Raw genomic sequence first — 22,384 nt, forward strand, 5'->3', positions numbered from 1 at the left:
AGCGCCGGAGAGGGGGGACTCCCTTCACACCTCGTCTCAAAGACCCTCTATTGCAGCTGCGATGCCAAACCCTGGAGAGGAGTAAACCGAACCCTCACTTCCTACCGCAAAGGTCACTCATCAAAGCACTTAATGACTCCTCAAAATCCCGCACCGAGCGCGCGGGGGGACCGATGTCACCAAAACTAGCCGGGGCCTTTGCCAACGGTGTGGGCGACTGTGCCTACATCCCGGGCACCTCGAGGCGACTACCCTTTTGCCCGCAAACGCGCTACCCTATCGGCACATCTCAACCAACGACGGGATACAACTTGATGCAAGCGAACGCGCGAAGCGGTCGGGAGCTTGTGGTGCGCTGGGCCTTGCCGGCCATCACGGTGATCTTTTTCCTCGCCACGGCGGTGGGCTATGGAGTCTTTCGGGACGAGCTCTACTACTTCGCCTGCGGGCGGCACCTGGATTGGGGCTATGTCGATCATCCGCCCCTCATCGCGCTGCTGGCGGCGCTGGTGGAGGGCCTGGGAGGCTCCTGGGTCGCCGGTCGCTGGCTAGCGGGCCTGGCGGCGGGAGCCACGGTGTGGCTCACCGGCGAGACGGCCCGGGAGCTCGGCGGCCGACCCTGGGCGCGGGTCACCGCTCAACTCCTCACCGCCACCGCTCCGATCTTCCTGGCGCTCAGCTCGACCTTCTCGATGAATGTCTTCAACCTGCTGATCTGGGCAGCGCTGGGACGGCTGGCGGCGCACCTGCTGAGCGGAGGAGAACCAAGACTCTGGCTGCTCTTCGGCGCGCTGGCGGGCATCGGGCTGCAGAATAAGGTGGATGTCGGCGTGCTGGGGCTGGGTCTCGCCGTGGGCCTGATGCTGAGCCGGCGGTGGGACGTGCTGCGGCGGCCATGGATCTGGCTCGGCGGCGCGGTGGCGGGCCTGATCTTCCTCCCCCACGTGCTCTGGCAGATGGCCCATGGCTGGCCTACCCGAGAATTCATCGCCAACGCCCAGGCGGGCAAGATCGTCGAGCTCAATCCTGGAGAGTACGCGCTGGCTCAGGTGGAGCTCTTCGGGCCGGTGGCCATCGCCCTCGCCCTGGCGGGTCTCGGCTGGTTGCTCTTCGCCGGCTCCGCCCGGGAGCACCGCTCCCTGGCCTGGATCCCGGTGACGGCCTTTCTGCTCTTCGCCCTTTCGGTCTCCAAACCCTACTATCTGGCTCCCGCGGTCATTCTGCTCTTCCCCGCCGGGGCGGTGGCCGCCTCCCGCTGGAGCCGCTCCGAGCGCATCCGCCAGCCCTGGGGCCGAGTGCTCCGCGTCGGCCTGATCGCCCTCATCGTCCTGGGCCTCGCCGCCGCGCCGCTGGCCAAGCCGCTGCTGCCGGAGGACAGCTACGTCGCCTACGCCGAGTCCCTGGGCTTCGCCCCGAGCACCGAAGAGCGCCACGAGCTCGGCCGCCTACCCCAATTCTTCGCCGACATGCACGGTTGGGAAGATCTCGCCGCCACCGTCTCCGGCGTCTATCAGTCGCTGCCGGAAAGGGACCGGGAGAAAGCGTGCTTCTTCGGCACCAACTACGGTCAAGCCGGCGCCATCGATCTTTTCCGCGACACCTACGAGTTGCCGTCCGCCATCTCCGGCCACAATAGCTATTGGCTTTGGGGGCCCGGCGACTGCACCGGCGAGGTGCTGCTCTTTTCCGGCAGCGTCGTTCTGCCGCCGGGCACCAGCAAGGCCCCCGGGGCATTGCACCGCTGCACCGACTGCATGCCCTACGAGAACAATTTGACCATCTGGATCATCCGCGACCTGCCGATGAGCGCGCAGGAGGCCTGGCCCAGCGTGAAGTCGTTCAATTAGGTGGATTCAGGCCGGCAAGAAGCCAGCGCTCTCAGGAGCCCCGAAGATCGGGAATTCGTGACCTCGGTCCGTCTCCTGATAGTGAACACCTTCTCAATTCCCTTCGGGCATCCTCTATGACGACGAAGACCTCCCGTCAGACCGCCGGGCGAAGACCGGTCTCCCTGATCCCACTGAGCATCCTGATCCTGGCCCTGGCGATCACCCCCCGGCCGGCCCAAGCCTTCAACAAGCACGAGCACCTCGGCCTCTCCCAGGCGGCGCTGCTGCTGGCGCTGGAAGCCTTGGAGGACGAGATTCCGGCCACTGCGATTCGGGCCCGACTCGACGATTGCCCAAAGGACGACGAGGAAGCGCAGGAGAGCGAGGAGAACGAAGAGACCCCCAGCTGCATTTCCTTCGCGGCGCTGACCCGGGCGGCGGATTTCGTCCTGCACGCGGAGAACCTGGTCCCCGACGCCGGTCGCTGCCTGGGTGAGCGAGAGCTGGAGGAGCCGGAGCCGGAGTATTGCCGCCAGCCCATCGACCCTTGCAAGCCAAAGATTCGCCAGGCCTTCGAGGCCGCAGGAGACCCGATGAGCCCTTTCGAGGGAGATCTGGACCGGGCGACCCTCGCCCTCACGCGTCAGCGGCTGGACGCCAAGGCCCGCCGCTGGCTCAACCGGCTGGCGGCGGTGCACCGCAACCTCAGCCACTTCGAGGCCTGCGCCGCCGACACCTACAACCGCCTCCACCGGCTGGCCCTGACCCAAGCCTCCGAGCGCGCCGGGCTCCGAGACGACTGGTGGCTGGTGCCGCTGATGACCGAGGCGGTGGCCCTGCACTTTCTCCAAGACTCCTTCCCCCCGGGCCATCTCCTCACCCCCCGGGCCAAGACCCCCGATGTCCTCGCCCGGGGCATGCACAATCGCAAGAACGGCGACGGTGCCCCGGCCTTCGTCGAGAGCTTCGAAGGGATGGAGCGCTTCCTCCGCCACCTGGAAGCGCCGGAACCGCCCCTGGCCGAAGCCCTCGAGCCTTTGGGACTGACTCCCGACCGAATCCTCGACTTCCGTACCGCCCTGCCGCTGGCGGCGCAAACCTTCTACGGTGACGGCGCCCTGGCCCGCAGCTGGCACCGGCCTTCGCCCCGGGCGAAGAAGTACCGCGAGATGCACCGGGAAACCCTCACCCTGCTGCTCCTCTCCGCCCGCTCCATCACCGAAGTGCTAAGCCGAGGGCTGCCGTCCCCTGCGCCGGCTTCCCCCGGCGATCTCCTGAATCTGGCCTCCGCCACCACCACCCATCTCTACTACACGCCGTGGAGCGGTGGTGCAACGCCGGATTCCTCTCCGCCCCAGCTGGACCGGGACGTGATGTTTCGCCCCGGGCTGGAGGTGCTGCTCCTGCATGCCTCCTCTGGCGCGGAGAATCCGGGCGAAGGCTCCGTCTCGCCCCACAAGGTCCCGTCCATTGCCGGCTATAAGCCTTACGCCGAGGCGGACAACCTCGACCGCTGGCACGGCCTGTCGCCGGAGGTATCCCTCGGTCTGCTCCAGGGCACATCCGGCGAAGGGACCGGAGAACGGCTCGAGCTGAGCCTGATCGGTGGTTTTTCCGGCGACGGCGACGTGCGCCACTGCCGCGGCATCGCCAGCGAAACAAGCGAACCCTTCCAAGACACCCTCAGCAGCTTTCACGGATTCACCGCCGCCCTCAATCTGGGTTGGGAGGAATGGTCGAATTATGAAGCGGCCCGAGCTTCGCTCCTCAGTTACCCGTTCCTCAACCGTCTGGGCTCGGCCCACATCAATACCTACGCCGCCGTGGAGTTGGGCCTCAAGCGCTACATGGCAGCGGAGCTGGAGACGGAGAAGTTCTTCTACGGCGTGCGCGCCGGCATCGGGCTAGGGATCATCTTCGCCGAGCTCGGCGCAGAGCGGGGCCACTACGTCGATGCCGCCGGCGAGGTACGGCAAACCACCACGCTCTTTCTCGGCGCGCGGGTACAGCTGATCAAATGAGCCTACGCCGGAAGCGGCGGTCCCGAGGACTGATCTTTGTGGAGCGCTCAGCGCCGCGAGGCACTAAAGTACCTCGCTACTTTATAGCGTCCTCCACTCCGGGAGGACGCCACCCCCAACCACCCCGGAGCCGACTACATTCCAGCGCTTCCAGGAACAATTCCCGGGCGGGGAGGGGGTGTCGTCCCGCCAGGGACGAGATGCAGTAGCGAGGGGTTTCAACCCCTTGCGGGGCTTCCTGAAGCCAGCCAGAGGCCGGCGCTCCCAGGGAGAGCTACTCCCCTTTGAGCCCCTCCAGCAGCTTTCCCCGTAGCGCCTGGCGGGTCGCCAATGCGCAGGCCACGGCGCCGGTGAGGAAGACGGCGAGGAGGGTGAGGGTGAGGGAGCCCCAGGGAATGGCGGCGCCGCTGCCGCCGGCGAGGTAGGGGAAGGTCGAGACGAGAGCGGCGACGGTGCCCAGAGCGATGCCCAGGAGGAGCAGGAAGACCGTCTCGAAGAGGATCAAATTCTTCAGCAGAGAGCGGCGGAAGCCGAAAGCCCGCAGGGCGGCGAGCTCGCCACGGCGCTCGTGAACGTTGCGCAGCAGCACCACCGCAAGGCCGAGGGTGCCCAGCAGCAGACCGAGGCCGCCGAGGGTCTGGAAGGTCGAGATGTAGGTATTCTGCACCGCCTTGAAGGCCGCCAGCCGCTGGCCCGTCTCCACCGCGTCGAAACCGAAATCCGTCAGCCCCGCCTCGAGAGCCGTGGCCAGCTCCCGGATCTCCTCGTCAGAGGCCCCCTCCGGACCCTCCACCAAGAAATCCGTATAGCCTTCAACCCCCGGGAAGTGCTCCAGCAGAGCGTCTTCCGAAATCAGCATCTCGCTCTGGAAGATGCTGGCATCGAGCAGCCCTACCAGCTTCAGGTGCACCGGCTCACCGCGGCCCCCGGGGAGCTCGATGACGTCGCCGAGCTTCTTCTTGAGGATCCAGGTGGCGCTCTCGAAATCCGCCACCGCCGGGATCACCGCGGCGCCGGTCTCCGGGTCCGTGCCCAGGTCCTGCTGGAGGATCGACCACGGATTCGCCGACGGAGCCTCCACCGCTTCTCCGCCCTCGAGGGCATGAAAGTGGAAGCCGCCGCGCTCGATGAACGCCTCCGGCACCCCCAGCACCTGCGGCCGCTCCGGCCGATAGAGGTTGAGGCAGCTGGCATCGTCCCCGGGCAGGCGGCGCAGGGCCATGATCTCCACGCCCTCCCACAATGCCTCATCGTCCGGCAGCCCGAGGTCGAAGCGAGCCTCCGGATCTCCCGGATTCTGGAAGAGAGGCACGTCGCTGCGGGCCACCAGCGCGTAGCCGCCGGTGCCGGACTCCTTGCCGTGGTCGATGGCCGCCGGATCCCGGCGGTTGGCTGCAGCGGTGACGATGACAAAGCAGGCGCAGGCCACCAGGGTCACGCTGAGCACGCTGCGCCCCGGGCTGCGGGCGCTGTTGCGCACCGCCAGCAGAGCCCAGCCACCCCCACCAAAGCCACCCCTACCAAAACCCCCAGTACCAGAACCCCCAGTACCAGAACCCCCAGCACCAAAACTCAGCGCCGTCGAGCCGGTGGCGCGGCACCACAGGGAGAAAAGAGCCAATCCGGTGATCAACACGCCGGCCCCAACCCCGAAGAAAAGAGCCTCGCTGGGGATCTCATCCCCGAGGAGGGCCAACGCCAGAAGCCCCACCGTCAGCGCTCCGCCCAAGCCGGCGAGCCAGCGGGCGGCACGGCCGCGGCGGCGAGAGGTGGCGGGTTCCACCGAGCCCGCCAGCAACGCCGGCGGCGAGACCCGGCGCAGGCGGCGCAGGGTGAGGAGAATGGTCGCCACCACCAGCACCAGCGAGATGACGAAGCCGGTGATCAGGCTAGCTGGGGCGACGTGGAGAAAGAGCCGCTGGGAGCCCACCGCCGGCAGCCACAAGGTTCGCAGGCCGAGCATCAGCAGCGCGCTGTAGCCCACCGCACCGGCGAGCCCCACCGCACAGCCCACCAGCGCCACCACGGTGCCCTCCCCGAGGAAGCGACGGCGGACAGCGCCTTCAGCGAAGCCCACCGCCCGCAGTAGGCCGATCTCCCGCGCCCGCTGTTCGACTCCCAGGCCGAAGAGCAGCGCCACCAAGAGAGCCGCCGCGAGGATCAGGAACCAGCTGAAGGCCAGGAAGAGCTGCGAAAAGTCCGTAGCCCCCTGGGAGGCCGTCAGGGCCTGGGCGCGCACCGGCTCGAAGGTCAGCCCGAAGGCCCCAAGATCCACCCGCCGAGGGAGCTCCTCCGCCAGGCGGGATTCCAGAGCGCCGACATCCTGCGTCTCGGCGCCGGCAGCTTCCGGCCCATCGGAAGGCTCTTCGGACGCCGAGCCATCCAAGACCGGGCCCAGCCGCAGCGCCGTGACGCTGCCATAGCGCGAACGCCACAGGGCCTCGCCGGTGGCAGCGGAGACGAAGAGCTTGGGCGCCGCGCGGTACTCGTCCCAATAGGCCTCGTCCTCGGTGGTCACCAGGTCCAGCTCCACCGGGAAGGGCGGATCCCAATCGGCGATATTGTCGGCGTCGGAGATGCCGGGATATTCGGGAGTGAGGGTGGGATCAGCTCCCAGGCCTTCCATCTCCACCACGCCCACCAGCTCCAGGGTGGCCGTCTCGGTGTACAGCTGCTCCCCCTGGCCGACGCGGAAATACTCGATCTCCAAGGTGTCGCCGGCGGCAGCCCCCAGGCGCTCCGCGGCCCAGCGGTTGAGCAGGGCCTGGGCCGGCCCCAGCTCCGGCGCCGCCTCGCCGCTGGTCAGAATGAGCTCTCCAAAGCCTGCCGGCGGCGTCTCAAAGGCGGCGGTGGCGGCGTAGGGCAGCAGCGTGCCATCGTCTCGTCCCGCCACGCGGACCTTGTTGGCCAGATAGCTGTGCAGGCGCCAGGCGGTCAGCCTCTCCTCCGCGGCCAGCTCCTCCTCCGCCAGCTGCTCGATGGCCGTCACCGTCTCGTCCCGCAGCACGAAGCGCTCGCTTTCCACCGAGACCGTGCCGTCCCGGGCGATGGTGCGCAGCTGCAAATCCTCGAGGGTCAAACGCTCCCGCAGAGTCTCCGCCAGGCCCGCCGCCGCATCTCCACTGGACTCATTCCCGGCCAGCAGCAGCGCGTTGACCCGGCCGGGACGATCGACGGCGGCCTGCAGGCGGGCCAAGGGAACAAAGGCGTTGAGGGGCTCGGTCTGCCGCGGGGTGAGACCGAAGGCACCGGGGCCGCTGGCGGGGATCACCGCCGCCACCGTCAGCCGCAGCGTTTGCAGCACATCGCCGGCCTCCCGGCGCCCCAGGAGCGAACCCCGGGGAATCTCTGCCGCGCGGCCGAAGGAGAGCAGTACGGCGTCGCCGGGCTCGACCCCGAGCTGATCTTGCAGCGGCTGGTTGAGGATCACCGGCGGGAAGAGGCCGCCGGAGTCCAAGGCCTCCGCCGGCCAAGGCTCGGCCTCAGGCCACAGGCCGGGGAAGCCCTCGTCGAAGCCCACCAGCGTCACTCCCGAAGCCCGGGCGCGGCTGCCGGCGGCGACGGCGCTGCCGTTGAGCAAGAGCACCGGTACGACGCGAGCCTCCCCACCCCGACTTTCCTCGAGCTCCGCCGCCAAATCCTGCCGCACGAAGCCGTCGGTGGCCAGGGCGCGCTGGGTGTCGCCCAGGCGCTCCAACGCCAGATCCCGCAAGCTGGTGCGCACCGAATCCCCCACCAGCAGAGCGCCGGTGAGCACCGCGCAGGCCACCGCCGCACCGGCGGCCACCGCCAGATGGCGGCGACGGAAATAGATCAGGCTTCGTAGCACCGGCCGTCCTTGAGCTCAATCCGCCGCGGGAAGCGTTCGGCGAGCTCCGGGCTGTGGGTGATCACCACCAGGGTGTTGCCCTCCTGCTGCCGCAGCTCGAAGAGCAGCGCCGCCACTTCCTCGGCGGTGCCTTGGTCCAGGTTGCCCGTGGGCTCATCGCAGAGCAGCAACCCCGGCCGCCGGATCAGCGCCCGGGCGATGGCGGTGCGCTGGCGTTCACCGCCGGATAGCTGCGCCGGGCGATGGTCCAGGCGGTGGCTCAGCCCCACCCGCTCCAACAACCGCCGGGCGCGCTCCTCCGGTGCCTCATCCCCTGCATCCTGCCCGGGGAAGGCGAGGGTCGGTAGCAGCACGTTCTCCAGCAGCGAATACTGAGGCAGCAGGTGGTGATCCTGAAACACGAAGCCGATGGTGCGGTTGCGGAAGCGGGCCAGGGCCTTCTCCTCGAGGGCGAAGGGATCGGTGCCGCCGATCTCCAACCGGCCGTCGGTGGGAGCGTCGAGGGTTCCCAGGATGTGCAGCAGGGTGCTCTTGCCACAGCCGGAAGGGCCGGTGATGGCCAGCGCCTCGCCGGAGTCCGCAGCCAGATCGATGCCGGAGAGCACCTCCAGTGGCCCGGCGCCGGTGTCGAAGACCCGGGTCACTCCCTCGAGACGGAAGGAGGCCCCGGCGCCGTTCTTGGAAGATTCGTGAGACGATTCGCTCATGCTCCCTCCTTCGCCTCCGCAATGCGCGCCGCCAGCTCTGGCGGAATCGCCATGCTCTCCAACCCCTTGGGGCCGCCGAAGCGACAACAGGCGGCGGCCAGCCGCCCCTCCGCCACCAGCCGGTCGCCGATCTTGAACTCGAATTCGTAGGTCATGGACCGCTGCCCCTTGCGCTGAACCCGCAGGCGGATGTCCAGCACGTCCTCGAAACGCGCCGGGCTGCGGTATTCGCAGTGGGCCATGAGCCGCGGCCATCCCGCCTCCGCTCCCTCGTGGGTGAAGGCGACGCTGGTGCCCAGATGGCGGAGGAATTCATGCTCGACGCTCTCCATATAGATGAAGAATCGAGAAAAGTGCATCATCCCCGCGGTATCGGTGTCGGAGAACTCCACCCGCCGGGTGGTGCGGTACTCGGCGATGGGCTCCATCGAGGACTCGACGGGCGGATTGGCGGGGGGGACGGTGGTCTGGCTCATGATCAGGCTCCCGAGGCGATGGGTTCCGACAGCGTTCCGTTCCCGAGGATAGCGCGATAGACCTCCAAGAGGTTCTCCGCCGCCGCATCGGCGCCGTGGAGGCGGCGAACCTCCCGCCGCCCGGACTCCGACAGCCGTCGCCGTAACTCCGGATCCTGCCGCAGCTCATCCAGCGCCGCCCCCACCGACTCCGCCGATTGGGACTCCACCAACACCCCACCGCCGGTGGTCTCCACAAGCTCCGGGAACGCCCCGTGCCGCGGCAACACCACCGGCACACCACTGGCCAGGGCCTCCAGGGCGAAGAGGCCCTTGGGCTCGTGATAGACCGTTGGCACCGAGAGCACGTCCAGGCTATGGAGGAAGCTCACCTTGCCGGCGCGGTCCACCTCTCCCACATAGTCAAGGCATTCCGCCAGTCCCCACTCTCCCAGGCGCCGCCGCTGCTCTTCGAAGAAAGCCTCGTCCTTCGGTGCCAGATAGCCCGCCACCCGCAGCCGCACCGCGTCCTTCCCGGCCCGCTGCGCCAGCTCCCGAAAGCCCTCGACGGCGAGGCCGAAGCCCTTCTCCGGGCAGATGCGGGCCAGGTAGCCGACGGTGAACCGCCGGTCGCCGTCCTTCTCTGCATCAGGCTCCGGCGCCGGGAAATCCTCCAGGTTGAGCCCCAACGGCACCACCGACACCGCATCCTCCGCCAGCCCCATGAGCTTGGACATATGCCCGGCGTAGTAGCGGCTGTGGGCGACGAAGCCGTCCACGTCGCCGCGCTTCTCCTCCAGCAATTGCAGGGCTCGGCTGTGGTAGGGCTCGATGAGCTCGTCGAGGAAGAGATCCTCCCCCTGGAGGGAGCACACCACCGGCACACCCAGCTCCTCCCGCAGCCGATGGCCGAGGCCCAGGAAGAGGGAGTTCTGCAGGTGGATGATCTCCGGCTTCAAATCCGTCGCCAGCCACTCCACCAGCTGCTCCAAGGCTTCGCGGGTGGGGCCGTGCTCTCCTTCCAGCACCGCCAGGGTCAGCTCCCCCAGCTCCTTGGCGTCGGCGGAGGAACCCAGCCGGCCGACCCAATCCAGCAGCCTGGGGCGGTCCAGCCATCGCCCCAGGGGCCGCAGGAGCTTCCCCAGCCGCGGCGCCCGCACCGCCAGGTAGGTATTCACCGCGCCGAAAAAAACGCGGTCGATGCTGACGTTGGTCTCGTCGGTGCGCAGCGGCGTGTAGAGAGGCACCAGCACCGCGTCGTGGCCCTGCCGCTGGAGGGTGGAGGCCAGGGTGTTGTCGTGGATGCAGCTGCCGCAGTACATGCCCGCCGCTCCGCCGGAGAGAAACGCGATCTTCATCCTCTGCCTCCTTCGAAGCGGCTGGCTTCTGCCTCAGCGACACGGGATGGGTTGGGGAAGAAAGAGTCCACCTGTTCTTTGGGCGGCGGCGCCGAGAGCAGCGAGCCCACCACCATCGCCACCGCCGAGGCGGCGAACATCACCGCCACCGGCATCACGCCGGTACCGCCGACGGTGTACCCCGCCACCGAGCCGCCGCGCAGGAAGAGCAGCACCCAGGTTACCGCTACGGTGATCACCGCTGCCAGCGCTCCCGTGGCGGTGCTCTGGCGCCAATAGAGCGCCGCCACCACCACCGGCAGCAGCGCCGCGTACCCGCTGAAGCACCACACGCCGAGGCGGAAGATGGTGGGCGGCGTGACCAGGGAGATGAGATAGGTGACCAGCAGCAGCCCAAAGACGAAACCCCGCCCCAAGAGCACCTGCCGACGCTCCGTCAGCCCGGGGAAACGGCGCCCCACCACGTCCTGGGTGAAGAGGGTGCTGAGGGAGAGCACCTGGGAATCCAGCGACGACATGATGGCGGCGAAGACCCCCGCGGTGAGCAGCCCCGCCAACGCCGCCGGCGCGTGACGGCCGATCATCGCCACCAGCACGCCGCTGGTCTCCGGCCCGGTGAGTCCCGGCAGATCCCCCGCGGCGATCACCCCCACCAAGACGCTGGGGATCCACACCGCCGCCACGCAGAGCGGATAGGCGATGACCGGCAGCTTGAAGGAGCTCGAGCTCTTGGCCGACAGCCAATGCTGGAAGATGTGGGGGAACATGCCCACGGACAGGGGAACGAAGGTGTAGGTCAGCAGCGTCCATGGCGACAGCGCCTCGCCACGGATGAGCAACTGCGGTGCAGTCTCCGCCACTGTCGCCAGCGCCGCCGACAGCCCCCCCAGATCCTTCACGATGAGCACCGACGCCACCCCACCCAGGGTCATGAAGACGAGGGTCTGAAAAGTATTGACCCAGCTCGTCCCCCGCAGCCCTCCGTAGCTGACATAGAGCGCCACCACCCCGGTAATTACCAGCCCACCGACCCAGCTGGGGATGGCCCCGCCGGAAATCTGCCGGATCGCCACTCCCCCACCGAGGATGCCGATGAGCAGATACGGAATCAGAAAGCCCACCAGCAGGACGAAAAGCAGCAGCCCCAGCGTCGGCGAGCCGTACCGCCGCACGAAGAATTGCACCTGGGTCTGGAACCCCAGGCGCTTGCCCACCGCCCACAGCCGGGTACCCACGAAGAGAAAGACCAACGGCACCATCAACGCCGACGACGACGCCATGAGCCCGAAGACCAAAATCCCCCGCCGGTGGGCCTCCGCCGACGCCCCCAGCAGCGAGAACGCCGTCATGTGAGTCCCAAAAAGGGACATGAGCAGGATGAACGGCCCGATAGTGCGGGTGGCGAGGAAGAAATCCTCTCCGGTCCCTCGGAAGAGCCGATGGCTGGCCAGCCCGATGGAGATCACCAGCAGCAGGTAGGCGGAAAGAATCCCCAGAGTCAACGTCAAACCCCGTCCTCCCCATCCCCCAACGGATCCTCCCCCGGCCAAGCCCACCGCACCACCGCCGCCAACAACGCCGCCGCTACCAGGCAATACACCAGGTGGTACAACAACCCCACCGGCAACCCGGCCACAAACCGGCCGTCATCCCACAGCCACAGGTCATTGTGCAGCAAATACAGCACCGCCAGCGCGGCGTAGAGCCATTTCTTCACGACGTAGAATTCCTCCCCGAGCGGCCAAGCGCCCGCCCAATCCTACGTCATGGCCGCAAAGAGGTTGCCCTCGTGCCCAGGGGTCCTTCCACGAGGCGAACCAACAAGTGGGTACCACCTATCGTCGAGCCTCACGATTCCACTCCCCACCGCCCTATTCCCGACGCCCCGAAGGCCACCAACAGTGTGCGCGAAGCCGGGATCCCCGAGGATGGCCGGTCCGCCGGCCACCCGCAGGGACCCCGGCGGAGCGAGCGAGCACACCCGCCCCTCTCCTCGACCAACAAGTGGGTGCCACCTAGCTAAGTCGTTGAAAAATATGGCACCAACAAGTGGGTACCACCCGTTGTTGATGGCGTCTCCAAGCACAGTAGGACGATGCCCCCAACGATTCCGGAGCCGGCCGGAGGCCGGCGCTCCCAGGGAAAACCAACAAGTGGGTACCACCCGTGGGATCTCGCCTCTGGAGAACCGGGAATCAAGTCAGAAGAACGATTCTGCCGTCTCTAGCCGGGCTGCTTCTACAACGGCTTCGGCCTCCGACTCCAGCAGATCCACCGGACGCCGGCCGTCCAGCCAGCCACTGGGGCCGGTGAACCATAGGGCCATGGCCCAGGGAGACACGCCCGAACCTTCGAAGATTCCCAGCACGTCTTCAATGACCGTCAGAGGCTGGCCGTCGGTGTCGAATTGGAAGCCCGGCCAGAGCTGTTGGCCTCGGTGGGGCACGGTGAAGACTCGGCCTTCCTGCTTCCATCGGTTGGCCAGTGCGGCGCGATTCTTGGCCGTGGAACCCGCCAGATCCGCCACCTGCGCGCTCGAGAACAGGCCGAACTCCTGCGCCAGCTCGACTCGGGCGACGGCGCTTCGGCGGGCCTGTGCCAGGGCGGTGAGGCTGGGGACCTGGAGGTCCGGGGTCAGTGCCTCGATCAGACGATCCAGGACCGCAGGACCAGCCCTGCCGACGGGCGCTTCTGCCCCATAGACTGCAGCCGGTTCTGCCACTTCACCGGCAGCCTCAGACTCCCCCTCCTCCCAAAGAGCTGCAGGAGCTTTCGCCCGTCCTCGCCCACTGGAGTAGCGCGCCAGAAATCGTGCTCCGTCTCCGGACACCACGACCGCCGGAGCCACCGGATCGAGCTCAGGATGATCCTTCGCCAACCGGCGGCACTCGTCCGGGGACAGCTCGGCCATGGAAAAGTTCGAGGGGTCTAGTCGATTCATGATCACGGGGCCTTTCTGAGTCACGCTTAGTGATGGAAATGATCATACCACATACTCATCCCCTGCATCACCTGACCCAGAGCCGGCTGGAAGCCGGCGCTCCCAGGGAGCCGTCTCTCAGAAACCAACAAGTGGGTACCACCCCTGGAAGAGCATCCCAAAGACGCACCTCTCCTCAGCCCCGGGATCGACCCGAGGCGAGGAAGAGGACTTAGCTTGGGAGGAGGCTCAGGCCCAGGAGACCGGCAGCTTGGCCATCTCCGCCATGGGCTTGAAGAGGTCGTCGACGCCGTCGCGGAAAACGTTGCCGATGAGGATGTGCACCAGGTCTTCGCGGTGCTCGGGGTGGCGTTCTAGGAATTGGGCGAAGCTGAAATCGCGGTCGTAGAAGGCGTAGACCAGCTTGCGGATGGCTTCCATGCCGCGTAGGAACTCCGCCTCGAAGGTGCCCAGGCGCTGGGCGGAGAGGTCGCCGGCTTCGAGGGCCTGGTGGATGGCGTCGGCCGCCATCTCGCCGGATTTGAGGGCCAGGAAGACGCCGGAGGAGTAGAGCGGGTCGACGAAGCCGTAGGCGTCGCCCACCAGCACCCAGCCGTCGCCGGCGCGCTGCTTGGCCTTGTAGGTGAAGTCCCGCAGCACCTGCACCGGCCGCGTTTGCTGCGCCGCCGCCAGCCGCGGCAGCAGGCCGGGGCATTGGAGCAGCTCTTCCTCGAAGACTTCCTGGGGCGGACGCTTCGGGGGCCGAACCAAATAGTCTTGGGGACCGACCACCCCGACGCTCACCGTGTCGTCGGGCTGGGGGATGTACCAAAACCAGGTCTTCTGATGCTGGGTGTGCATGATCAGCGTGGCCCCTTCGTCCCGGCCCTCGTCCCGCTGACCGCCCTTGAAATACGTGTAGATCGAGGCGTTGCGCAGCTTCGGATCGTCCTCCTGGAGGCCCAGCCGTCGGGAGATCATGGCGCTCTGGCCAGAGGCGTCCACCACCACCTTCGAGGCCAGATCCGTGGTACTGCCGTCTTCGGTGCGCACCCGTACTCCCACCGCCTTCTGTGAGCCGTTCTCGCCCTCCGCAAAGAGCACTTCCCGCACGTTCACCCCATGATGCACCTCGACGCCGTGGGCGCGGGCGTTCTCCACCATCATGTGGTCGAACTCGCTGCGCACTACCTGCCAGGTCTGGGGGTGGTCGGCGCAGGAGACGTCGGAGAAATAGAACGGCGAGGAAGCCTTGCCGTTCCGGGAGAAGAATTGCACGCTGTACTTCTTGGGGAAATGACTCTCCTGCAGCCGGTCGATCATCCCCAAGCGCTCCAGGGTGTCCCAACAGGCGGGCATCAGCGACTCGCCCACCTTGTGGCGGGGGAATTGGTCCCGTTCCAGCAGCAGCACCCGGTGACCGGCCTGGGCGATCAGCGTTGCCGCGGTGGCACCGGCGGGGCCGCCGCCGATGACGATGGTGTCGTATTCGCTGTGATCAAAAACGCTCTCTGGCGAAGTCATGATCCCTCCGGCGCATTCAACGGCGCCACCCGCAGGCTCAGCAGAGTCTCTCCATCGCGTAGGAAGAGCCGGCCGTCCACCAACGTCGGCATCGTCCAGCATTTGTCTCCCAGCACGTCGACGCTGGAGATCTCCCGGTATTCGTCGGGGTTGATCTCCACCAGCGCCAGCCGGCAGTTCTCCCCCAACACCACGAGGTGGTTCTTGGTCGCCAGCAGCGAGCCGTGTTGGAAGCCGCGCTGTCGCCACACGTCCTCGCCGGTGTTCAGGTCCACCGCCTTGAGGATCGAGTTGTCGAAGCCGTAGATGCGGTCCCCCACCACCACCGACGAGCTGAACTGATTCTTCAGCCGCCGACTGCTCCACACTTCCCGGGTCTCCAGCGAGCCGCCTTCGCCAGCGACAATCTCCAGCAGAGCGGCACCGGTGTCGTAGCCGGAGGAGACCAAGAGCCGGTTGGGCGGCAGGAAGATGGGGGTGGCGGCGTTGACGTCGTAGGAGGTCTTCCAGGGGCGGCGCCAGAGCTGCTCGCCGGTGGCGGGATCCACCGCCAGTAGCTGGCTGGCGGTGAAGAAGACCGCCTGGCGCCGGCCCGCGGCCTCGAAGATCACCGGCTGGGAGTATCCGGCGCCGTCGCTGCCGGTGGACCATTTCAGACCGCCGGTCTTGCGGTCGAGGCCGACAACGCTGTAGTCGTCCCGGCCGCCGACGTCCACCAGCAGCACGTCCCCGTCCACCATCGGCTGGGTCGACACACCCCAGCTCGGGCTACGGGCACCGAAGGCTTCTTTCAGGTTCTTGCTCCACACCACCGAGCCGTCCTCCGCCTTCAGAGCGTCGAGCTGCCCGGAGGCGCTGAGGGCGTAGACCACGCCGTCCACCACCGTCGGGGTCGAACGCGGGCCGTCCCCTTGGCGGTCACGGTATTCCTTGTCCAGGCGGTGGCGCCAGAGCTCTTCGCCGGTGGCGGCGCTGAAGGCACCGGCCCATTGCGAGTCCCCCTGGTTGAAGAGGGTGAAGAGCCGGTTGTCAACGATGGCCAGTCCCGAGTACCCGGGCCCTAGGGGCCGGCTCCAAATCTCCGGCGGTCCGCCTTCCGGCCATGGCGCCGGCAGGGTCACGTCGGCCACCACCCCGTCGGCAGCGGCGCCTCGATAGGCCGGCCAGGAGCCCTCCACCGGCGAAGCGTCCGCCGCCGGCCCGGGCTGCGCGGGAGTCCCCGCCGGTACTTCGGCGGTGGTCTCTCCACCGCTGCCGCAGGCGAAGAGGCCCAAAGCGGTCAGCAGCACCAAGGAGCTGAGCTGGAGACGGGAGGAAGAATCTTTGGAGTCGAGAAGCATCATGGTGGTCTCCACTGAAAGGTCGAGTGGACGGTTACGGTAAAAACTTCGCTGCCGCGGCGTCTCTAGATGTCAGGGCTCGAGGCTCGGGTCTGAGGACCTATCGATGACGAGCTTCGATCGCGCTCGCGGGCTCAGGTATAGCGCGCGCCGCGGTATTCCGGTGCATAGAATTTCGGCAGGAGCGTATCGACCCGCAGCAGCCCCGGACGGCGCAACTCGATGCGATCTCCTTCGATATCCAGAAGATTCTCTTCCTGGAGCTCCGCCAAAGGCTGCAGGAAGCGTTCCCGGATATCGACGCCGAACTTCTCCTGGAACGGCCGGCGATCCAGCCAGCCGCGCTTGAGCTGCAGAATCACCTCCCGGGTGAGCTTCTCGTCCTCCGAGGGCACGAAGGCCCGGCTCACCGGCAGCTCGCCCTGCTCGACGCGTTCCAGATAAGGGGTCCAGCCGCTCTCGTTCTGGAAGTGGACGCCGGAGAGGTGGCCGAAGGAGGAGACTCCCAGGGGCAGCAGATCCGCTCCCTGCCACAGAGAATCGCGGTAAACGAAGGGGTCGTGGCAGCCTTCCTTGACCATGGTGTAGGCGCTGGACACTCGATAGCCGTTCTCCGCCAGACGCTCGAAAGCGTAGGCCTGCCACTCGCGCTTGAGCTCCCAATTGGCGATGGGCGGGCCGTCACCACCCTCCAACACCTGCTTTGAATAGACGGTGTTGTAGGGCAGCTCCATCTGGTAAATGGTAACGCTGTCCGGGGAGACCTCCAGGGTCCTGTCGATGGTGTGCTTCCAGGTTTCCCAGGTCTCTCCCACCATGCCGGCGATGAGGTCGATGTTGAGCTGAGGGAAGTCCAGCTCCGCCACCCACGGCAGCACCCGGTCGATCTCCTTGGTGACGTGAGCGCGGCCGTTCTCCTTCAGGATCTCGTCGTCGAAGTTCTCCACTCCGAGGCTCAGGCGGGTGACGCCGATGCCCCGGATGGCTTCCAGCTTGGAGCGGGTGAGGGTGCCGGGCTCGCATTCGAAAGCGATTTCCCGGGCCTGGTCCCAGGGCAGGCTCTCCTGGACTCCGGCCACCAGCTGTTCCAAGTGCTTGACGCTGATGTAGGACGGCGTGCCGCCACCGAAGTAGACGAAATCCACCGGCCGCCCGGCCAGCGCCGCCCGGTCCTTGTACATCGCCGCTTCGGCGATGAGGGCATCGATATAGCCCTGAATCTGGTCCGAATTGCGGTCCGTGAAGACGCGGAAGTAGCAGAATTTGCAGCGCCGCCGGCAGAAGGGAATGTGCATGTAGAGCCCCAGGGGGACGCCGGGGCGGGGCGGCTGATCCAACACCCGATGCACCTCCTCCACCGCCTCCGGAGTCCACTGGGAATAGGGAGGATAGTTGGAGACAAAGACGCTGCCGACCTCCGTGGAGGTGGGGTCCAGCGTCTGAGTGGCGGGTTCAGGATTGGCCATCGGGGTCCTTTCCAGCGGCGTTCTTGGACGCCGCTCCGAAGCTGTAGATGACACCGTCGTCGGCGGCGATGAACAGGCGGCCTCCGGCCACCACCGGCGAGGCGTTGAAGGAAGTGCCGAGCTCGAAGCGCCAGACCTCCTTGCCGGAGGCCAGGTCCAAGGCGTAGAGGTTGCCGTCCTGGCCAGCGGCGAAGACCCGGTCGCCGACGATCAACGGCGAGGCCTCGAAGCGCGCTCGGCTGGCGAAGGTCCACAGCCCCTCCCCGGAGGAGCGGCGGATGGCATGGACCATCTTATCCCGTCCCGCCGCCACCACCCGGTCGCCGGACACCGCCGGGGACGCGTAGTAGGGGAACTTCCGCTGCGGGTGGGAGTAGCGCCAGACCACCTCGTCCTGGGACAGGTCGAGGGCCAGCACCTGCGCCTCGAAGGTGCCCAGATAGCCGATGCCGTCCACCACCGCGGCGCTGGCGGCGACGTAGCCGCCGAGCTCCAGCTGGCCCACTTCCTTGCCGTCGGAGAGCCGCACCCGGCGCAGGATGCCGTCGCAGCCTCCCACCACCGTCTGGCCGTCGAAGACCGCCGGCGTGCCGTGCACCGGACCGCCGGTCTCGACCTTCCAGCGCAGGGAACCGTCCTCGGGCTTGAGACAGTAGAGAAATTGGTCGTAGGAGCCGAAGAGCACGCATTCGGCGGTGATGTTGGCGGAGGAGAGGATCTCGCCTTCGGTCTCGAAGCGCCAGCGCTCCTTGCCGGTGGCGGCGTCGACGGCGTAGAGGATGCCGAAATCGTCCCCCACGTAGACCGTCCCGCCGGCCACCGTCGGCGAGGCGCGAAAGCCATTCTCGATCTTCAGCTCCCACCGCGCCTTGCCGGTGGCGGCGTCGAGGGCGTGGAGGCGGCCGTCCAGGGAAGCGGCGTAGACCGTGCCGTCCGCCACCACCGGGGTGGCCTCGGCACCGTCGCCGGCAGCGAAGGTCCACAGGACCTCGAGCTCCGCCGGCAGCTTCCTCGCCTCCTGGGCGCTCACGGCGCCGGTGTTGCGGGCGTCCCCCCGCCACATGGACCAATCCTCGCCGGAGCCAGCCGCGGCAGCAGTACCCACCCAGGCCAGCACTAGCGCCGACATCAGCGCCGTCGCCAGCAGCAATCGGGGCAAAGACGCCGCTGTCCGCTGCCCGCCGAATTCGTTGCCAAAGCTCATCGTGACCACACCTCCCGATACAAAGCTTCCAGGTCTTCCGCCTTCACCGGCCGCGGGTTGAAGCTCGCCGTCCACTGCCCCGCCGCCTCCCGGGCCAGCGCCGGCAGGGCTCGCTCCTCGACCCCGGCGGCGGCGAGATTCGCCGGCAGCCCCAACTGGCGCAACAGGCGCTCGATTCTCCACGCCAGCACCTCGCTACTCTCCCGACCGGCGATGCTCTCCGCGGAGCGTTCGCCGGCGGGAGCCTCCCCCGCCGCGGAGAGGAGCTCCCGATACCCGGTCTCCGCCGCCTCGGCGTTGAAGCGCACCACCGACGGCAGCATCAGCCCCACTGCCACCCCGTGGATCACTCCGTAGTGGGCGGTGAGGGGATTGGCGCAGGAGTGAGCGATGCCCAACATGCTCTGCTCGATGGCGGCACCGGCGAGATGGGCGCCGAGGAGCATGGCGGGGGCGGCTTCGGCGTCCGTCGGATCCGCCACCAGCCGCGGCAGAGCCGGCAGCAGCCGCCGGAAGGCCTCGCGGGCATAGAGCTTGGAGATGGGGTTGCGCAGGGTGCAGACGTAGCTCTCCACCGCGTGGGAGAGGGCGTCGATGCCGGCATGGGCGAGCACCGAGCGCGGTGCGCTGGCCAGCAGCTCGGGATCCAGGAGCACGGCGGCGAAGCGCGCCTGGGGGTCACCGCAAGCGAGCTTGGCGTGATCCGTGACCCGCGAGATCAGGGCGTAGCTCTGGGCGTCGCTGCCGGTGCCGGCGGTGGTGGGCACCGCCAGGGCCGGCAACATGGGCTGGGTGGTCTTCGCCCAGCCGCGATAGTCCTCCATGGAACCACCGTTGGTGAGCAGGAAGTTGATCCCCTTGGCGCAGTCCATGGGGCTGCCGCCGCCCACCGCCACCAGCAGATCGCAGCGGTGCCGGCGCGCCACCTCCAGCCCCTCCCCCACCGTGTCGGTGGTGGGGTTCTCCTCCACCCGGTCGAAGATCTCCGGCGTCAGGCCGGCGGCGGCCAGGGAGTCCAGGGCGCGCTCCGCGTGGCCCGCCCGCCGCAGCCCTGGGTCGGTGACCACGAGGGGGCGACGGCCGTAGCCCGCCGCCACGTCCCCAAGCTCTGCCAGCCGGCCGGCACCGTAGAGCAAACGGAGCCCTCCCAGCTCAGCGTCCCAGGCGGTGGCATCCGCCGGCGCCTCAAGCAGCTTGGAAGGCACGTTGCTTGTAGAGGTGATCGAAGAGGTTCCCTTCATGCGGCTGATCCCACGCGATGTGGTGGGTGGGAATGGCACCGAAGTTGAGGCGGTCGATGTGCTCCGCCGCCAGGGCCCGGCGTCGCAGGTCCGAACCTTCCCCCAACACCGTCGCCACCAGGGTCAGGCAGGCGGTCTCCACCAGTTGATCTTCCGGCACCTCGAGGACCGAAACGAAGGGGAAACCGTATTCCGCTTCCGCCAGCGGGTGGCTGGGCTCGTCGCACCAGATCACCGTCGGCAGCAGGAAGGTGCAACCGCCGGCCTCCGCCACCCGGCCGCCGGAGCGGAAGCGGGCGGTGAGGTCCTCGGCGCCACCCTGGGCCAGCTGTTGATCGATGATCTCGCTGATGCGCCGGGCCACCGCCGGGTTGGCGAAGGCCGCCAGCTCGGCATCGGAATCGTCCAGGGGCCGGGCCTCCACCGCCGCCAGCCGCTCCGCCAGCGCCAACGCCAGCTCGCGGCCGGCAGCGGCGGTGCGGACGCTGGAGAGGTTAATGCAGGAACGGCCGCCGTTGGCCGCCACCGACTCGGCGATTAGATCCAGGTGCTGACGCCAATTCTCGCCCTCCGCCCGGTCCAGGAAGACCTTGCTCCACCCCGGTCCGTGGGCCTGCACCCGCAGATCGCTACTCCACCGCTCCACCGTCGACTGGTCGCCGAAGACCATGGCCCGGCGGCAGGAGAGGAGGACCTGGTTGGCGCCGTCGTGACCGCTGGGGTAGAGCCCCAAGGCCTGCGGCGGGCAGCCGGCGGCGAGGAACGCCTGGCAGATGCGCAACGGCGTCCACGGCTCGGCGCTGCCGGGGCGCAGGGTCAGGGGCGTCTTGAGGGGAATGGACGGCAGCCATAGGGTGTGCACCCCGGGGGAGTTGTTGGGCAGCACCACACCGAGGGAGTCGGCCTGGCGCAGATAGCTCAAGCGGCGGTCGTCCTGAACGCCGTAGCCCTGGTCCAGGATGGTCAGATCGAGCCCGCGGGTGAGACCGCCGAGCACCGCCTCCATGCTCTCCAGGGTGCGCACGATCTTGTCCATGTTGGAGCGCCCCATGGCCACCGGCATGCCGGCGGTGGCGGCGAGCTGCTGCAGATAGTCATCGCGGCTCTGGAGCACGCCGTCGGGCTCCGCCAGGGGCAGCTCGGCGTCGAGGAAGAGCGCCGCGGCACGACGGCAGATGGCCACCAGCTCCTCCGTAGAGTGCTCCTCCAACGCCCGCCGGGACTTTTCCGCATCCAGCAGGTCCCGGGAGATCATCCCTGGCAGAGCCTGGCTCATCTCCGCCACCGTTTCGCCGGTGCGCAGGTCAGTGAGGGTGGAGGTGCTCAGGCTGCGGTAGACCTCACCGCCCCGCAGCAGGGGAACATGAGGCAGGCTCTCGCTCTTTGCACCACCCATCAATACACCCCAACGGCGACGGTGGTGGCGAGGCTCGAGAGCAACCGCAGATTGCTCACTCCGTCCCAGGGATAGAGGTCGATGGGCACCGCCCGCTCTCCTTCGTCCCGTTCCGGGAAGCGGGGCATGAAGAACTCCCGGGTCAGGGTGGTGAGCAGCACCTGGCCGGTCTCGCCGTAGTCCACCGGCTGGCTGGGGTCGTCGGGATTGACCAGCTCGAACACCGCCCGCGGCGCCGGCGGATAGTAGGAGATGGTGTAGTCCTTGGCCACCGGATCGAAGGGCTTGGGCACCGCCAGTCCCATCAAGGTGTTGCCGTAAACCGGCACGAAGTCGACCCCGGGCACCAGCTCTTCGCGGGCGAAGCGGTGAAATTGAGCGTTCATCTCAGTGCCGCCGCAGAAGATGCCCTGGATCCCCAGGCGGCCCAGGTTGACCTTCTCGCACAGCGCCTGGAGGAGCTTCGGAGTGGTGAACACGCAGCGCACGCCGTCGTGGGCCCGCAGGATGTTCAGCGCCTGGTCGATGACGTGGTTCTTATACGCCTCCATCTCCTCGAAGCGCTGGCCCTTGACCAGCTTGGAGACCCAACGCGGGTCGAGGTCGACGTGGAAGGCAATGCCGCCCCGGTGCTGCGCCAGGTGCTCGATGGCCAGGCGCAGCCGCCGGGGGCCGGTGGGGCCGAGCATCAGCCAGTCGCTGCCCAGGGGAAAGGTCTCCGGCGACAGGGCGTCGCTGAGCATCTCGTAGTCGATGCGGAAGTCTTCGATATTGATCCGGCTCTTGGGCACGCCGGTGGAGCCGCCGGTCTCGAAAACCGAGATGGCACGGTCGGCGTAGGCCTTGGGCACCCAGCGGCGCACCGGGCCGCCCCGCAGCCATTCGTCTTCGAAATGTCCCAGGCGGGCGAGATCGTCGTAACCGGCGATTTCCTTCACCGGATCGAAGTCGAGCTTTTCAGCGTACTCCAGCCAGAAGGGGGTGCCGTGATCCGGGTGGAAGTGCCAGGCGACGATCTCCCGCACGTGCTCGTCGAGACGAGTGCGGGCCGCCTGCACCTTTTCCGTCAGCTTTTGGTCGAGGATTTGTACCAT

Annotated in this window: 16 protein-coding genes; 2 read left to right on the top strand and 14 right to left on the bottom strand. The window is 67.7% G+C overall.

Annotated elements, in window-relative coordinates; genetic code table 11:
• The first annotated feature begins 314 nt into the window (after positions 1 to 314).
• Both SX243_05500 and SX243_05505 read left to right on the top strand, forming a co-directional pair.
• Positions 315 to 1,847 (top strand): glycosyltransferase family 39 protein, encoded by a 1,533-nt coding sequence (locus SX243_05500; GenBank protein ID MDY7092415.1) that lies wholly within the window; start codon positions 315 to 317, stop codon positions 1,845 to 1,847.
• Between the two features lie 116 nt (positions 1,848 to 1,963).
• Complete coding sequence (locus SX243_05505) at positions 1,964 to 3,850, top strand: hypothetical protein (GenBank protein MDY7092416.1); 1,887 nt, start codon at positions 1,964 to 1,966, stop codon at positions 3,848 to 3,850.
• A 274-nt stretch (positions 3,851 to 4,124) separates the two neighbouring features.
• Here SX243_05505 and SX243_05510 read toward each other — a convergent pair whose 3' ends face one another.
• The 14 genes from SX243_05510 to SX243_05575 all read right to left on the bottom strand — a co-directional run bounded on the left by SX243_05510 (position 4,125) and on the right by SX243_05575 (position 22,384).
• A complete protein-coding gene (locus tag SX243_05510; protein ID MDY7092417.1) occupies positions 4,125 to 7,679 on the bottom strand; it encodes an ABC transporter permease in 3,555 nt (1,184 codons plus the stop codon).
• The gene (locus SX243_05515) at positions 7,664 to 8,386 is read right to left on the bottom strand and encodes an ABC transporter ATP-binding protein (GenBank protein MDY7092418.1); all 723 of its coding nucleotides are present in this window, start codon (positions 8,384 to 8,386) and stop codon (positions 7,664 to 7,666) included. Before SX243_05515 ends, SX243_05510 begins: the two co-directional genes overlap by 16 nt.
• Positions 8,383 to 8,862 carry a thioesterase family protein gene (locus SX243_05520; GenBank protein MDY7092419.1) on the bottom strand — a complete coding sequence of 160 codons (480 nt, stop codon included), beginning with the start codon at positions 8,860 to 8,862 and terminating at the stop codon, positions 8,383 to 8,385. Before SX243_05520 ends, SX243_05515 begins: the two co-directional genes overlap by 4 nt.
• A gap of 2 nt (positions 8,863 to 8,864) precedes the next feature.
• Complete coding sequence (locus tag SX243_05525) at positions 8,865 to 10,199, bottom strand: glycosyltransferase family 4 protein (protein MDY7092420.1); 1,335 nt, start codon at positions 10,197 to 10,199, stop codon at positions 8,865 to 8,867.
• Positions 10,196 to 11,707 (bottom strand): sodium:solute symporter family protein, encoded by a 1,512-nt coding sequence (locus SX243_05530; protein MDY7092421.1) that lies wholly within the window; start codon positions 11,705 to 11,707, stop codon positions 10,196 to 10,198. The genes SX243_05525 and SX243_05530 overlap by 4 nt, the downstream gene beginning before the upstream one ends.
• A complete protein-coding gene (locus SX243_05535; GenBank protein MDY7092422.1) occupies positions 11,704 to 11,916 on the bottom strand; it encodes a hypothetical protein in 213 nt (70 codons plus the stop codon). Before SX243_05535 ends, SX243_05530 begins: the two co-directional genes overlap by 4 nt.
• Before the next feature lie 483 nt (positions 11,917 to 12,399).
• Positions 12,400 to 13,110, bottom strand: a complete 711-nt coding sequence (locus SX243_05540; GenBank protein MDY7092423.1) for an antitoxin Xre/MbcA/ParS toxin-binding domain-containing protein — start codon at positions 13,108 to 13,110, stop codon at positions 12,400 to 12,402.
• A gap of 258 nt (positions 13,111 to 13,368) precedes the next feature.
• Positions 13,369 to 14,643 carry a tryptophan 7-halogenase gene (locus tag SX243_05545; protein ID MDY7092424.1) on the bottom strand — a complete coding sequence of 425 codons (1,275 nt, stop codon included), beginning with the start codon at positions 14,641 to 14,643 and terminating at the stop codon, positions 13,369 to 13,371.
• Positions 14,640 to 15,986 (bottom strand): PQQ-binding-like beta-propeller repeat protein, encoded by a 1,347-nt coding sequence (locus SX243_05550; GenBank protein ID MDY7092425.1) that lies wholly within the window; start codon positions 15,984 to 15,986, stop codon positions 14,640 to 14,642. Before SX243_05550 ends, SX243_05545 begins: the two co-directional genes overlap by 4 nt.
• A 131-nt stretch (positions 15,987 to 16,117) precedes the next feature.
• Positions 16,118 to 17,449: a coproporphyrinogen-III oxidase family protein gene (locus SX243_05555; GenBank protein ID MDY7092426.1), complete on the bottom strand. Its 1,332-nt coding sequence runs from the start codon at positions 17,447 to 17,449 to the stop codon at positions 16,118 to 16,120.
• Positions 17,436 to 18,653, bottom strand: a complete 1,218-nt coding sequence (locus SX243_05560; protein ID MDY7092427.1) for a PQQ-binding-like beta-propeller repeat protein — start codon at positions 18,651 to 18,653, stop codon at positions 17,436 to 17,438. The genes SX243_05555 and SX243_05560 overlap by 14 nt, the downstream gene beginning before the upstream one ends.
• Positions 18,650 to 19,858, bottom strand: a complete 1,209-nt coding sequence (locus SX243_05565) for an iron-containing alcohol dehydrogenase (protein MDY7092428.1) — start codon at positions 19,856 to 19,858, stop codon at positions 18,650 to 18,652. Before SX243_05565 ends, SX243_05560 begins: the two co-directional genes overlap by 4 nt.
• The gene (locus tag SX243_05570; protein ID MDY7092429.1) at positions 19,839 to 21,290 is read right to left on the bottom strand and encodes an aldehyde dehydrogenase family protein; all 1,452 of its coding nucleotides are present in this window, start codon (positions 21,288 to 21,290) and stop codon (positions 19,839 to 19,841) included. The genes SX243_05565 and SX243_05570 overlap by 20 nt, the downstream gene beginning before the upstream one ends.
• On the bottom strand, positions 21,290 to 22,384 hold the full coding sequence (locus SX243_05575) for a hypothetical protein (protein ID MDY7092430.1): 1,095 nt from the start codon (positions 22,382 to 22,384) through the stop codon (positions 21,290 to 21,292). Before SX243_05575 ends, SX243_05570 begins: the two co-directional genes overlap by 1 nt.

It is taken from the genome of Acidobacteriota bacterium (assembly GCA_034211275.1).
In the GTDB taxonomy this organism is placed as follows: domain Bacteria; phylum Acidobacteriota; class Thermoanaerobaculia; order Multivoradales; family JAHZIX01; genus JAGQSE01.